The organism is Psychromarinibacter sediminicola, assembly GCF_029168335.1.
Taxonomy (GTDB): Bacteria; Pseudomonadota; Alphaproteobacteria; order Rhodobacterales; family Rhodobacteraceae; genus Psychromarinibacter; species Psychromarinibacter sediminicola.
This window is the reverse complement of sequence record NZ_JARGYC010000099.1, coordinates 1-12,301: the sequence shown is the minus strand read 5'-3', so window position 1 is coordinate 12,301 and position 12,301 is coordinate 1. Positions and strand designations below refer to the sequence as shown.

Sequence of the window (12,301 nt, the reverse complement as noted above, 5' to 3'; positions counted from 1 at the left end):
CTCGGCAGGATATGCGACCTGTTCTCTCCGGTTGAATGCAGAAACTATTTCCAGGCTGCGGGATATGCGCCTGGTTAATCCCGAAAGACTCTGGTACGGGTAGGTGAACTGCTGAGGATGTGCGCGCCGATCTCCAAGGCGCAAGCCTCGCGCGATGATATGGTTCGTTCTGCACTAGGCGTGATAGAGAATTTCTCTCGTCAGGTAACAAATTCGCGCAAGGGGGAGATCGGGGTCGCGATAGCGCTATATGAGGGTATCAGCAGGCGAAAGTTGCGAATCCGTCACAGGAATCCGGGAAACAGTCGTCCTATAGGGAAGGTCTTTGATGGAAAAGGAGTACTGGGGCACCATGCATGCGAGAATGGAACGGGGCCGAGAATTGTCCACGACATCAAACGCATGCATCGCGTTTTTCGGACGAGTCCGACGGACTCACCGGTTGTTTACAGGTCTTTTCTTATCTTACCACTTATCGTGAGTCGCGACGGGGACGGGAGGATCGGTGGCTTTTTGTCCATTGATTGCGCGAGACCGTATGCATTTCACGGAACACGTGGTAGGCTTCTGGTGGTTAACTGTGAACCCATTGTCGAACATATTCAGAACCTCTTGTAAGGTGGCCTATGACTGTTGAAAATGCTGTCAGGGTTAGTGACGAAGAAGGTCATAAGACTGAGTCGGAAGTGTTGGGTGACTTGCGTCGTGATGCTGCAAATATATTGGAGCTCTTGGAACAGGGGAAAATTTCAGAACAAGAAGCGGTCAAACAGCTCAGGGTTCTAAGCTACGGCAAGCATGGCTTTTGGTCTCGTGTTGGAAGATATGTCCGCTAAGCCAAATCTCACCGCGCAAACTTCTTGTACTTGATCCGCTTCGGCTCCACGGCGTCCGGGCCGAGCCGGCGTTTCTTGTCTTCCTCGTAATCCTCGAAGTTGCCCTCGAACCATTCGACATGGGCCTCGCCCTCGAAGGCCAGGATATGGGTGCAGATGCGGTCGAGGAAGAAGCGGTCGTGCGAGATCACCACGGCGCAGCCGGCGAAATCGACGAGCGCGTCTTCAAGCGCCCTTAACGTTTCCACGTCAAGGTCGTTGGTAGGTTCGTCGAGGAGAAGGACATTGCCGCCAGACCGCAACAGCTTTGCCATGTGTACCCGGTTGCGCTCGCCGCCGGACAACAGCCCGACCTTCTTCTGCTGGTCGCCGCCCTTGAAGTTGAAGGCGGAGCAGTAGGCGCGGGAATTCATCTCGGCGTCGCCCAGCTGGATGATGTCGAGCCCGTCGGAGATCTCCTCCCACACGGTCTTGTTCGCATCCAGCGCGTCGCGCGACTGGTCGACATAGGCGAGCTGCACCGTGTCGCCGTAGTCGACCGTGCCGGTGTCGGGCTGATCCTGCCCGGTCAGCATCCGGAACAGCGTGGTCTTGCCGGCGCCGTTCGGGCCGATCACGCCGACGATGCCGCCGGGGGGCAGCGAGAAGGACAGATCCTCGATCAGCTGCTTGTCGCCCAGGTGCTTCGACAGCCCCTCGACCTCGATCACCTTGGAGCCGAGGCGCGGGCCGTTGGGGATGATGATCTGCGCGCGCGACAGCTTTTCGCGCTCGGACTGGTTGGCGAGGTCGTTATAGGCGTTGATCCGGGCCTTGGACTTGGCCTGCCGGGCGCGGGGGCTCTGGCGCATCCATTCCAACTCGCGCTCCAGCGTCTTCTGGCGCGACTTGTCCTCGCGCGCCTCCTGTTCCAGCCGCTTGGCCTTCTGTTCCAGCCACGAGGAATAGTTGCCCTCGTAGGGGATGCCGCGGCCGCGGTCCAGTTCGAGGATCCAGCCGGTGATGTCGTCCAGGAAATAGCGGTCGTGGGTGACGATCAGGCAGGTGCCCTTGTACTCGATCAGGTGCTGCTGCAGCCAGGCGATGGTTTCGGCGTCGAGGTGGTTGGTGGGCTCGTCGAGCAGCAGCATGTCGGGCGCTTCGAGCAGCAGCTTGCAGAGCGCGACGCGGCGCTTCTCGCCGCCCGAGAGGCTGTCGACGCTGGCCTCGTCGGGCGGGCAGCGCAGCGCCTCCATCGCGATGTCGATCTGGGCGTCGAGATCCCAGAGGTTCTGTGAATCGATCTCGTCCTGGAGCGTGGCCATCTCCTCGGCGGTCTCGTCGGAGTAGTTCATCGCCAGTTCGTTGAACCGGTCCAGCTTGGCCTTCTTGGCGGCCACGCCCTCCATCACGTTGCCGCGCACGTCGAGGGCGGGGTCGAGCTCGGGCTCCTGCGGGAGATAGCCGACGCGGGCGCCCTCGGCGGCCCAGGCCTCGCCGGTGAAGTCGGTGTCGAGGCCGGCCATGATGCGCAGGAGCGTCGACTTGCCGGCGCCGTTGGGGCCGACGACGCCGATCTTGACGCCGGGCAGGAAGGACAGGCGGATGTTTTCGAAGGTCTTCTTGCCGCCGGGATAGGTCTTGGAGACGCCGTCCATATGGTAGACGTACTGGTAGCTGGCCATGAGGATCCTCTGTCCGTTCCGGGTTTCGCCCTCATCTAGGCGAGCGGGCGGGAAAGGGCAATCGGGCGCGGCGGCGCGGCTTCGCCGGGGTGCGACATTCTGTCTTGCCTCGGTGCGCGGTTCGGGCTATGCGGTCGGGGCCGGCCCGAAGCGCCGGAAACAGGAGCGGATTTATGTACGCAGTCAAGTCGATCTTCCGGCGCGGGGTTTCCCACACCTGCTGAGCGGCTTGCGGACATAGTCCAGACACCGGAGGCCGCCCATCGAGCGGCCTTTTTTCATGCCCATGTTCCATGGTCCGGGTTGCGCGACGGGCGGCTTTCCAGAACCGACTGGAGAGCCTCGATGACCATGACCCAACCGACCCTGACCTACCTGCCCCTGCGCCGGCGTGCCGGCCTGGTGCGGGCCTTTGCGAAACTGGTGCGGGCGCTGCCCGACGCGCCGGCGCCGCGCGACCGGCCGCCGCGGCATGGCGTGCCGGACGGGCTGCGGCGCGACGTGGGCCTGCCGCCCGCGGAACCCGGCCGCGGGGCCATGTGGCCGCCGCCCGAGCGTTTCGGGAGAGGCCTGTTGTAGGGATTGACCCCGCTCCGGCCGCGCCGGGGCGGGGTCGTTCCGCTCGCGGTTTCGACGGCGCGGCTGCCCCTCGTTGCAGCCGGCCAGGTGTGTTACGCTACGTCATCGATTCAAAGGGAGGTTCCAATGGCATTGGACAGGTCAGAAGACACGGAATTCGTGAAGTTCTGGAATTCCGTCCTGGAGCCGAAATTCACCAAATACCGGCATATCCTGCAGGGTGGGCTGTCCCGGCACTCGGCCGCCGTCCTGCCGAAGCTGCCGATCGAGGCGGGGATGGCCGTTCTCGACGTCGGCTGCGGGTGGGGCGACCTGTCGCTTCAGATCGCGGAGCGCGTGGGTCCGGAGGGCCGCGTCGTCGGGATCGACTGTGTGGAGGCCTTCCTGAAGGAAGCCCGGGCGGATGCGAAGGAGGCGGGGTTTGCGAATGTCGAGTTTCGCCGCGGCGATGCCGAGATCGCCCTGCCGGAGAACGAGTTCGACTATGTCGTCTCGCGGTTCGGCACGATGTTCTTCACCAATCCGGTGGCGGCGCTCCGGCGGATGCGTCTTGCGCTGAAGCCCGGCGGCCAGATGACGCATATCGTCTGGCGGCGGCGCGAGGATAACCCGGCCTGGCAGACCGCGAAGGATATTGCGCTGCGCCACCTGCCGCCGCCGGGAGAGGATGCGGACACCTGCGGTCCGGGGCCGTTTTCCATGGGCAACCCGGAGATGGTGGAGACCATGATGAAGAGCGCGGGCTACGAGGACGTGAGTTTCACCCGTGTCGACGAGAAGATCATGGTGGGCACGACCCCGGACGAGTGCATCGCCTTCGCGCTGGCGATCGGGCCGGCGGGCGAGGTCTTTCGCGAGGCCGGCGAGGAGCTGGCGGAGGCGAAACGAGCCGATATCGAGGACGAGATGCGCCGTTTCTTCGAAAGCCAGGAACGGAACGAAGCCGGCATCTGGGTGCCCACCTCGTCATGGGTGATATCGGCGCGCAACCCGGCCTGAGGTCGCGGGCAGCGCGATGTCCCCGGCGCGTGACGGCGCCGGCCGGTTTCGCCGTGCCGCGAGCGCGGCGGCTCAGAGGTGCTTTTCGAAGAACACGTCCGGGTACGGGTCGTCGTTGAAGCGGTCGATCTCGGTCCAGCCGGTGGCGCGGTAGAGGGCGACGGCCTCGGGCAGCGCGGAATTGGTGTCGAGGCGCAGGGTCGTCATGCCGAGGGTCCGGGCCCGCTCTTCGGTTTCGTCCATCAGGCGGCGGGCGAGGCCGAGGCCGCGGGCGGACGGGGCGACCCAGAGGCGTTTGACCTCGGCCAACGGGCCGGGGCCCTTGAGGCCGACGCAGCCGATGGGCAGGCCGTCGGACATGGCCAGCAGGAAGGCGCCTGCGGGCGGTGTCATCGCGGCGGCGTCGGGATCGCGGGAGAGCGAGACGTCGAAGCCCTGCGCGAAGCGGCGGGCGAGTTCGGCGTAGTATTCCGACAGGCAGTAGCGGGCGTCGTCGGCGCGGGGGTCTGCCGCGACGATCTCGATGCGGTGCTGGCCGAGGGCGGAGGCGACGAGGTCCATCGCCGCCAGCAGGGCCTCGGATTTCGGGTGGCTAGCGAGGAGTCGTTCGGCACGGGCGTCGGAGAGCGCGTCGTAGCGGGCGCATTCGTCGGCGCCCTTCGGCGTGTGGCGGGCGATGCGGCGGCGGCCGTCGTCCGGATCGGGCGAGAGGGTGACCAGGCCCTCGTCCTCCAGCCCCTTCAGCAGGCGGGACAACAGGCCCTTGTCGAGATTCAGATCGTCGCGGATCGCGCCGAGCTCGGTGCCGTCGGGGCCGATGGCGTTCAGGACGCGGGCGGCGCCGAGCGGGCGGCCGCGGCCGAGGAAGGAGGCGTCGAGCGCGCCGACTTCGGTGGTGACGGCGCGGTTGAAGCGGCGGATGCGGGCGACGGGCGTGGGCGGCATGGTCGTTGTCTTTAGTCAACGAGTTTGCGGTGTCAATCGGCGGGCTGTTGTCCGGGCGCGCGGGGTGGCCTAGGCTCTCGCGGCCGGTGCGCCGGCGCGCGACAGGGACATTCGGAGACATCGCATGGGGTTGGCCGCCATTCCGGGGATCGGGCCGGTCCGGTCGGGTCTGGATTGCGTCGGGCCGTTGCCGGTGCAGGGGCCGGGCGCCCGCGGACATCGTATGATCGGTGGGCCGGCTCTCGGGCGCAGCGGCCGACCGGGGCCGGCATGACGCGGCTGCGGGAGGTTCCGGTGCGCGGCGCGATGCCGGTCCGGGCGGGGCTGCCCGTGGCGCGGGCCGGGATGACCGTCGGGCTGCTGGGCGGATCGTTCGATCCGCCGCATGACGGGCACGTGCATATCACGCGGCAGGCGCTGCGGCGGTTCGGGCTGGACCGGGTGTGGTGGCTGGTGTCGCCGGGCAATCCGCTGAAGGCCGAGGGGCCGGCGGAGATCGGGCGGCGGATGGCGGCGGCCCGCGGGCTGATGCGGCATCCGCGCGTCGCGGTGACCGATATCGAGGCGCGGATGGGCACGCGGTACACGGCCGAGACGGTCGCGGGGTTGCGACGCCTTTACCCCGGTGTTCGCTTTGTGTGGTTGATGGGCTCGGACAACCTGGAATCGTTTCACAAGTGGGAACAATGGGAGTGGTTGTTGCAGACTGTTCCCGTTGGCGTGATGGCGCGGCCGGGCGATCGCATCGCGGCGCGTTGCTCAATCGCCGCAGCGCGATATGTAAATGCACGATTGCCGGCCTGGAAGAGCCGGCTTCTGCCGGAGCAGTCGCCACCCGGCTGGTGTTTTGTTAATGTGCCTATGGTAAATTCGTCTTCTACCGAGATCCGGGCGCGCGGCGATTGGGTGCGTTGAGGCCGGGTCAGTCGCAGAAAAAGGTCATTGGTTAAGATGGGTGACGGGGAGGTTCCGGGACGTCTGACGCGCCGGGCGGTGCTGGCGGCGCTGTTGGGCAGCGCGGCGGGCGCCGCCTTTGCGACCGCGCCGGAAAAGTCGATGCGGCCGCCGCCGCGCGACCCGGAGCTGTCCCGCCGGGCGATGAAGCCGCTGGACCAGCTGATCGCCGAGATCGGGCTGACCGGGCAGGTGGGCTTCATGGTCGCCGACGCGCGGACCGGCGAGGTCCTGGAGGCGAAGAACCCGCTTCTGGCCCTGCCGCCGGCGAGCGTGACCAAGGCGGTCACGGCGCTTTACGCGCTCGACGCATTGGGGCCGGCGCATCGTTTCACGACGCGGCTCGTGGCCACCGGACCGGTGGTGAACGGCGTGATCCAGGGCGACCTGGCGCTGGTCGGCGGCGGCGATCCGGGGCTGGATACCGATGCGCTGGGCGACATGGCGCGGCAGTTGAAGGACGGCGGCGTTCACGGGCTGACCGGCGGCTTCAAGGTCTGCGCGACGGCGCTGCCCTCGATCCCGGCGATCGACCCGGCGCAGCCGCCGCATGTGGGCTACAACCCCTCGGTGTCGGGGCTGAACCTGAACTACAACCGCGTGCATTTCGAGTGGAAGCGCGAGGCCGGCGACTACACCGTGTCGATGGACGCGCGGGCGCGGAAATACAGCCCGCGGGTCGATATCGCCCGGATGCGCGTGGTGGACCGGTCGATGCCGGTCTACACCTATTCCGACGCGGGCGGCGCCGACGAATGGACCGTGGCGCGGCCGGCGCTGGGACAGGGGGGCAGCCGCTGGCTGCCGGTGCGCAAGCCCGAAGCCTATGCCGCCGAGGTGTTCCGGACGCTGGCGCGGACCCACGGGATCGACCTGCCGAAGCCGGATTTCGAGGCGGGCACGCCGGATGGCGAGGTCCGGGTGGAGCGCAGGAGCGAGACGCTGAAGGACATCCTGCGCGGCATGCTGAAATGGTCGACGAACCTAACGGCCGAGGTCGCGGGGCTTTCCGCTTCGGTTGCGCGGGGGCGCGCGCCGGACACGCTGGAGGCATCGGCGGAGCGGATGAGCCTCTGGGCGCGCGAGACGCTGGGCGCGCGGCACGCGGCGCTGGTCGACCACTCGGGGTTGAGCGACCGCTCGCGGTTGAGCGCGCGGGCCATGGTGACCGCGCTTTCGGAGGCGCGGGAGCAGGGCATGCTGCCGGGCCTGATGAAGGAGATCCCGATGCGCAACGACCGGGGCGAGGTGCTGCCGGATCACCCGATCCGGATACGCGCCAAGACCGGGACGCTGAACTTCGTGAGCGCGCTGGCGGGCTATATCTCGGCGCCGGGCGGGCGCGAGCTGGTGTTTGCCTATTTCAGCGCGGATCTCGACCAGCGCGCGGCGATCCGGGAGGAGGACGGGGAGATCCCCGACGGCGCCCGGACATGGAAGGCGCGGTCGCGGCTGCTGCAATTGAAGCTGGTGGAGCGCTGGGGCACCGCGTTCAGCGCCTGATCGCGCCCTGACAGAGGCGCCCGCCCGCCCACCCCGCCTCTGCCAGGGCGCGCGGAGAGGGCGGTGTCAGCCGATGGCGCAGCGATGCAGGGGGGCGGCGGACCCGCCTCAGAGTTGCAGATGGCGGGCGCGGGCGCCGCGTTCGATGGCGGCGGCGTGCAGGCGGTCGATGCGCAGCTCGTAGCGGATCTCGGCGAGGAAGCGGATCTCGGTCTCGCCCAGCAGGCCGTCGGAGGCGGCGACGTCGCAGGCCAGCGCATAGGCCGTTTCCCACAGCTTCTCGGGCAGGTTCTCGCGCACCAGGCCGAACAGGGCGTCGAGGCCGTCCTCCTCGCTGAACAGGTCGAAGACGGTGGTCGAGACCCGCTGCAACCGGTCCTTGTCGTAATCGGCGAAGACCGGCAGGTGATCGAGGATCGATTCGATGGAGACGAGTTCGGCGGTGCGGATGTTCTGGTCGGAGGCGGAGATGGCGATCATCACCGCCACCAGGCAATCCTGCGGCGACAGGGTGGATTCGGGGTCGGACACGGGGGGACATCCTTCGGTCGGCATGGGCTGGGGCCGTAAATATTGACGCCGCGCGGCCCCGGCAATAGGGAGTGGCCGCCTGTACCGCGGCAACCTGCCGCCGGATGACCTGCGAGAGAGATCATGTCCCAACTGCGAGACGCTGCGATGACGTCCAAGGCCTGGCCCTTCGAAGAGGCGCGCCGGGTGCTGAAACGTTACGAAAACGCGCCGCCGGAGAAGGGGCATGTGCTGTTCGAGACGGGCTACGGGCCGTCGGGCCTGCCGCATATCGGCACCTTCGGCGAGGTGCTGCGCACGACGATGATCCGCCGCGCCTTCGAGGTGATCAGCGACATCCCGACGCGGCTGATCTGCTTTTCCGACGACATGGACGGGATGCGCAAGGTCCCCGGCAACGTGCCGAACCGCGAGATGCTTGCCGAGCACCTGCAGAAGCCGCTGACCAGCGTGCCCGACCCGTTCGAAACGCACGAGAGTTTCGGGCATCACAACAACGCCATGCTGCGGCGGTTCCTGGACACCTTCGGGTTCGAGTACGAGTTCTACTCGGCGACCGAGTTCTACAGGTCGGGCGCGTTCGACGCGGTGCTGCTGCGGGCCTGCGAGCGCTATGACGACATCATGAAGGTGATGCTGAAGTCGCTGCGCGAGGAGCGCCAGCAGACCTATTCGATCTTCCTGCCGGTGCATCCCGAGACGGGCCGCGTGCTCTACGTGCCGATCAAGCATGTCGACGCCAGGGAGGGCACCGTCACCTTCGACGACGAAGACGGGCGCAAGTGGACGCTGCCGGTCACGGGCGGGCAGGTGAAGCTGCAGTGGAAGCCGGATTTCGGGGCGCGCTGGGCCGCGCTGGGCGTGGATTTCGAGATGTACGGCAAGGACCACTCGACGAACACGCCGATCTACGACCGGATCTGCGAGATCCTGGGCCATCCGGCGCCGGAGCATTTCACATACGAGCTGTTCCTGGACGACAACGGGCAGAAGATCTCCAAGTCGTCGGGCAACGGGATCTCGATCGACGAGTGGCTGGCCTATGCCTCGACCGAGTCGCTGTCGTATTTCATGTACCAGAAGCCGAAGACGGCGAAGCGGCTGTATTTCGACGTGATCCCGCGGGCGGTGGACGAGTACCACCAGCAGCTGCGCGCCTATCCCGACCAGGACTGGGAAAAGCGGCTGGCGAACCCGGTCTATCATATCCACGAGGGCGACGTGCCCGAGTCGAAGATGGTTGTGCCGTTCTCGATGCTGTTGAACCTGGCGAGCGTCAGCCATGCCGAGGATCGCGAGACGATGTGGGGCTTCATCCGGCGCTATGCGCCCGAGGCGAGCCCGGAGACGCATCCCGATCTGGACGCCGCGGCGGGGTACGCGGTGCGGTACTACAACGACTTCGTGAAGCCCGCGAAGGTGTTCCGCGCGCCGGACGCCAAGGAGCGCGCGGCTTTGGAGGACCTGAAGGGGCGCTTGCAGGCGTGGGATGGCGGGCTGGACCCCGAGGAGCTGCAGTCGATGGTCTTCGCCGTGGGCAAGGAACACGGGTTCGAGCCGCTGCGCGACTGGTTCAAGGCGCTGTACGAGGTGCTGCTGGGCGCCAGCCATGGGCCGCGCTTCGGCGGGTTCATCGCGCTTTACGGGGTGAACGAGACCGTGGCGCTGATCGATACGGCTCTGGAAGGCGAGCTGGTCTGAGGCGGCCGGGGCGGCTGGCATGCAGGTCTATGCGCCGCTCGACGAACTGAAGCCGGTGGGCGACGGCATCTGGGTCGTGGACGGGCCGACGATCCGGTTCTACGGCGTGCCGTTCCCGACGCGGATGACCGTGGTGCGGCTGGCGGACGGCGCGGTCTGGGTGCATTCGCCGATCCGGCTGAGCGAGGCGCTGGCGGAGGCGGTGGCGGCGCTGGGACCGGTGGCGCATCTGGTGGCGCCGAACCAGATTCACTATGCCTACCTGCCGGACTGGAGCCGGCGGTTTCCCGGCGCGAGCGTCTGGGCTGCGCCCGGCGTGGCGGAGCGGGCGGCGGACCACGATGTCGCGTTTCCGGAGGCGCGCGCGTTGGACGGCGCCGAGCCGTGGCCGGGAGAGATCGACTGCCTGGTGGTCGGCGGGAGCGCGGTGCATCACGAGGCGGTGTTCTTTCACCGTGCGTCGCGGACGCTGATCCTGACCGACCTGATCGAGAACTTCGAGCCGGCCCGAGTGCCGTGGTGGTTCGCGCCCGTCGCCTGGCTGGCGGGGATCAAGGATCCCGACGGCGCGATGCCGCGCGACATGCGGTGGACCTTTCGCAAGGGGCGGGCGGAGCTGCGCGCGGCCGTGGAGACGATGATCGGCTGGGGGCCGGAGAAGGTGATCGTCGCACACGGGCGCTGGTACGAGAGGGACGGCGTGGCGGAGCTGAGGCGGGCGTTCCGGTTCGTGCTGTAGGGGCCGCTCAGGCGTCCTGCCAGATGTCCCACCACTTGCCCCAGCGTTTCACCAGCGGCTTGGGTTTCTCCGCCAGAAGGCGCGCGCCGAGGGCGAAGGCGTGGCTTTCCAGGCGATCCATCTCGTCGCGCGCGGGCTCGAACAGGGCGTGGCGGCCCGCGGCGGGCAGGGACGGATCCTGCAGAAGCACCCGGAACTCGGCGAGGTCGTGGTGGTCGCCCAGGGCGTCCGAGAGGTCGTCGGCGACGTCGACATGGGCGTCCATCATCGCGGGCCAGATGTCGGACAGCAGCCGGGCGTGGTACCAGTGGTATTTCACGCGCTTGCGCCAGTCGTGCATGTCCTCGGCATGGCCGCTTTGCTCGGCGCGGCGCATCGCCTTGCGCGCGCGCTTGTAGGTCTTGGCGATGCCGCCGGCCACGGCGTCGAAGCCGTCGTCGTCCAGCGACCATTTGGCGGCGCGGTCGCGGGCGTCTTCCAGGTCCTGCCGGAAGGCGGCGAGGGTTTCGGTCAGCTCGGGATCCTCGGCGGCGCGGGCGCGGCGGTCTTCCAGCGCCTCGCGCAGCGGCGCCGTGGCGTCGGCGTCCAGGCGCGCGCCGAGGGCGTCGGCCAGCCGGTCGAAGGTTTCGAGCATCGCCGTCCGGTCGCGAAAGCGCGACAGGCGGCGGGCGGCGTCGCGCAGCGCGGCGTTCTCGGCGCTGTAGTCGGGAAAGGCGGGGCGGACGAGCCGGACCAGCCCGCGCAGCTTCTTGCAGCGCTTGCGGGCGTCGTGGACCGCCTCGTGCAGATCCTCGTCGCAGCTGTCCATCGAGGAGAGCGCGCGGCCCAGCTGGTCCAGCGCGATCCGGCGCAGGCCGGCCTCGACGGAGGGATCGGAGGAGGCGAATGTGTAGCTCATGTCAGTCTCTTCCCGCTCGAACGCCGGCCTGTCCATCTGTGTTCCCGTCCCCGAAGTGAAACCAGTTCTTCGGTCGAGACGTATCTTCGACATGTAACAAAGGAGGCAAAGATGCGAAGTGCGGTCTTTGGTGCGGTTTTGGCGCTGGGCCTGGCGGGGTCCGTGGCGGCGCAGGAGGGCGATATCCAGGCGGTGATCGACAGCCAGCTGGAGGCGTTCCTGGCCGGTGACGTGGCGGCGGCGTGGAGCCATGCCTCGCCCGCGATCAAGGAGATCTTCCGCACGCCGGAAAACTTCGGGCGGATGGTCCGCGAGGGCTATCCGATGGTCTGGCGGCCGGCGGAGGTGCGGTATCTGGACCTGGAATCGCGGGCGGGGCAGATGGTGCAGCGGGTGCTGATCGCCGATCAGTCGGGGGCGCTGTTCACCCTGGAATACTTCATGGTCGAGACCGAAAACGGTTGGCAGATCAATGCGGTAAACGTGCTGAAGGCGCCCGCGCCGGCCGTCTGAGCGGCATGCACCGTACGGTTTGTTAACACGCCGTTGAGAGCGGCGTGGTACCCCTTTTCACGCTTCGGGCGCATTGGCCCGACCTTCCCGACAGAGCGATGGGCCGCTGCGTGCGGCCGGGCGGCATGGCCGCCCTTGCGGAAGCGTCGGCCGGATGGAGTTGAAAGGGGTTACAGATGAACAAGGCAATTACCGATGGCCTGGCGCTGATGCCGCCGCCGTTTGCCGACGGGCTGGACGTATGGTCGAGCGAGAACGGCACGCCGGGCTCGGCCACATATGACGGCGCGGCCAACGCGGCCGTCGTTCCGGCGGACCAGGATTTCGGGGGCTGCCTGGAACTGGAGCATTTCGGGGCAACCCTGAGTCGCGGGGGATTCCCTTGTGGGACTGTTTGTGATTCATCCTGTTCAGGAGGATGTTTCATGTCAGCACCACT

At 67.3% G+C, this 12,301-nt stretch carries 13 protein-coding genes; 9 read left to right on the top strand and 4 right to left on the bottom strand.

Annotated elements, in window-relative coordinates; all coding sequences use genetic code 11:
• Nucleotides 1–626: 626 nt before the first annotated feature.
• The gene (locus tag P1J78_RS22495; protein WP_275569629.1) at nt 627–836 is read left to right on the top strand and encodes a hypothetical protein; all 210 of its coding nucleotides are present in this window, start codon (nt 627–629) and stop codon (nt 834–836) included.
• Nucleotides 837–844: 8 nt separating this feature from the next.
• Here P1J78_RS22495 and ettA read toward each other — a convergent pair whose 3' ends face one another.
• Nucleotides 845–2,500, bottom strand: coding sequence for an energy-dependent translational throttle protein EttA (gene ettA, locus P1J78_RS22490; RefSeq protein ID WP_275569628.1), 1,656 nt, complete (start codon nt 2,498–2,500; stop codon nt 845–847).
• Between the two features lie 345 nt (nt 2,501–2,845).
• Here ettA and P1J78_RS22485 point away from each other — a divergent pair, with 345 nt between their 5' ends.
• Nucleotides 2,846–3,079 (top strand): hypothetical protein, encoded by a 234-nt coding sequence (locus P1J78_RS22485; protein ID WP_275569627.1) that lies wholly within the window; start codon nt 2,846–2,848, stop codon nt 3,077–3,079.
• 126 nt (nt 3,080–3,205) lie between these two features.
• Nucleotides 3,206–4,078, top strand: a complete 873-nt coding sequence (locus P1J78_RS22480; RefSeq protein ID WP_275569626.1) for a class I SAM-dependent methyltransferase — start codon at nt 3,206–3,208, stop codon at nt 4,076–4,078.
• A gap of 72 nt (nt 4,079–4,150) precedes the next feature.
• On the opposite strand, the gene P1J78_RS22475 is transcribed toward P1J78_RS22480, so the two are convergent.
• Nucleotides 4,151–5,023 (bottom strand): bifunctional helix-turn-helix transcriptional regulator/GNAT family N-acetyltransferase, encoded by an 873-nt coding sequence (locus P1J78_RS22475; RefSeq protein WP_275569625.1) that lies wholly within the window; start codon nt 5,021–5,023, stop codon nt 4,151–4,153.
• Between the two features lie 306 nt (nt 5,024–5,329).
• Here P1J78_RS22475 and P1J78_RS22470 point away from each other — a divergent pair, with 306 nt between their 5' ends.
• Both P1J78_RS22470 and dacB read left to right on the top strand, forming a co-directional pair.
• A complete protein-coding gene (locus tag P1J78_RS22470; RefSeq protein ID WP_275569630.1) occupies nt 5,330–5,938 on the top strand; it encodes a nicotinate-nucleotide adenylyltransferase in 609 nt (202 codons plus the stop codon).
• Nucleotides 5,939–5,974: 36 nt separating this feature from the next.
• Entirely contained in the window at nt 5,975–7,480 is a 1,506-nt protein-coding gene (gene dacB / locus P1J78_RS22465) for a D-alanyl-D-alanine carboxypeptidase/D-alanyl-D-alanine endopeptidase (RefSeq protein WP_275569624.1), read from the top strand.
• Between the two features lie 108 nt (nt 7,481–7,588).
• Here dacB and P1J78_RS22460 read toward each other — a convergent pair whose 3' ends face one another.
• Entirely contained in the window at nt 7,589–8,035 is a 447-nt protein-coding gene (locus P1J78_RS22460; RefSeq protein ID WP_275569623.1) for a tellurite resistance TerB family protein, read from the bottom strand.
• A 99-nt stretch (nt 8,036–8,134) separates the two neighbouring features.
• On the opposite strand from P1J78_RS22460, the gene P1J78_RS22455 reads away from it, so the two are divergent.
• Complete coding sequence (locus P1J78_RS22455; protein ID WP_275569622.1) at nt 8,135–9,712, top strand: lysine--tRNA ligase; 1,578 nt, start codon at nt 8,135–8,137, stop codon at nt 9,710–9,712.
• A gap of 19 nt (nt 9,713–9,731) precedes the next feature.
• Complete coding sequence (locus tag P1J78_RS22450; protein WP_275569621.1) at nt 9,732–10,451, top strand: DUF4336 domain-containing protein; 720 nt, start codon at nt 9,732–9,734, stop codon at nt 10,449–10,451.
• 7 nt (nt 10,452–10,458) lie between these two features.
• Here P1J78_RS22450 and P1J78_RS22445 read toward each other — a convergent pair whose 3' ends face one another.
• On the bottom strand, nt 10,459–11,349 hold the full coding sequence (locus P1J78_RS22445; protein ID WP_275569620.1) for a CHAD domain-containing protein: 891 nt from the start codon (nt 11,347–11,349) through the stop codon (nt 10,459–10,461).
• Between the two features lie 111 nt (nt 11,350–11,460).
• On the opposite strand from P1J78_RS22445, the gene P1J78_RS22440 reads away from it, so the two are divergent.
• Both P1J78_RS22440 and P1J78_RS22435 read left to right on the top strand, forming a co-directional pair.
• Complete coding sequence (locus P1J78_RS22440) at nt 11,461–11,862, top strand: DUF4864 domain-containing protein (protein ID WP_275569619.1); 402 nt, start codon at nt 11,461–11,463, stop codon at nt 11,860–11,862.
• 176 nt (nt 11,863–12,038) lie between these two features.
• Nucleotides 12,039–12,301: hypothetical protein (locus tag P1J78_RS22435; protein ID WP_275569618.1), on the top strand; the 263-nt coding region annotated here is incomplete at its 3' end.

Coding starts and splice junctions, on each gene's coding strand:
- P1J78_RS22495 (WP_275569629.1), top strand. CDS start 627: ATGACTGTTGAAAATGCTGTCAGGGTTAGTGACGAAGAAGGTCATAAG.
- ettA (WP_275569628.1), bottom strand. CDS start 2,500: ATGGCCAGCTACCAGTACGTCTACCATATGGACGGCGTCTCCAAGACC.
- P1J78_RS22485 (WP_275569627.1), top strand. CDS start 2,846: ATGACCATGACCCAACCGACCCTGACCTACCTGCCCCTGCGCCGGCGT.
- P1J78_RS22480 (WP_275569626.1), top strand. CDS start 3,206: ATGGCATTGGACAGGTCAGAAGACACGGAATTCGTGAAGTTCTGGAAT.
- P1J78_RS22475 (WP_275569625.1), bottom strand. CDS start 5,023: ATGCCGCCCACGCCCGTCGCCCGCATCCGCCGCTTCAACCGCGCCGTC.
- P1J78_RS22470 (WP_275569630.1), top strand. CDS start 5,330: ATGCCGGTCCGGGCGGGGCTGCCCGTGGCGCGGGCCGGGATGACCGTC.
- dacB (WP_275569624.1), top strand. CDS start 5,975: ATGGGTGACGGGGAGGTTCCGGGACGTCTGACGCGCCGGGCGGTGCTG.
- P1J78_RS22460 (WP_275569623.1), bottom strand. CDS start 8,035: ATGCCGACCGAAGGATGTCCCCCCGTGTCCGACCCCGAATCCACCCTG.
- P1J78_RS22455 (WP_275569622.1), top strand. CDS start 8,135: ATGTCCCAACTGCGAGACGCTGCGATGACGTCCAAGGCCTGGCCCTTC.
- P1J78_RS22450 (WP_275569621.1), top strand. CDS start 9,732: ATGCAGGTCTATGCGCCGCTCGACGAACTGAAGCCGGTGGGCGACGGC.
- P1J78_RS22445 (WP_275569620.1), bottom strand. CDS start 11,349: ATGAGCTACACATTCGCCTCCTCCGATCCCTCCGTCGAGGCCGGCCTG.
- P1J78_RS22440 (WP_275569619.1), top strand. CDS start 11,461: ATGCGAAGTGCGGTCTTTGGTGCGGTTTTGGCGCTGGGCCTGGCGGGG.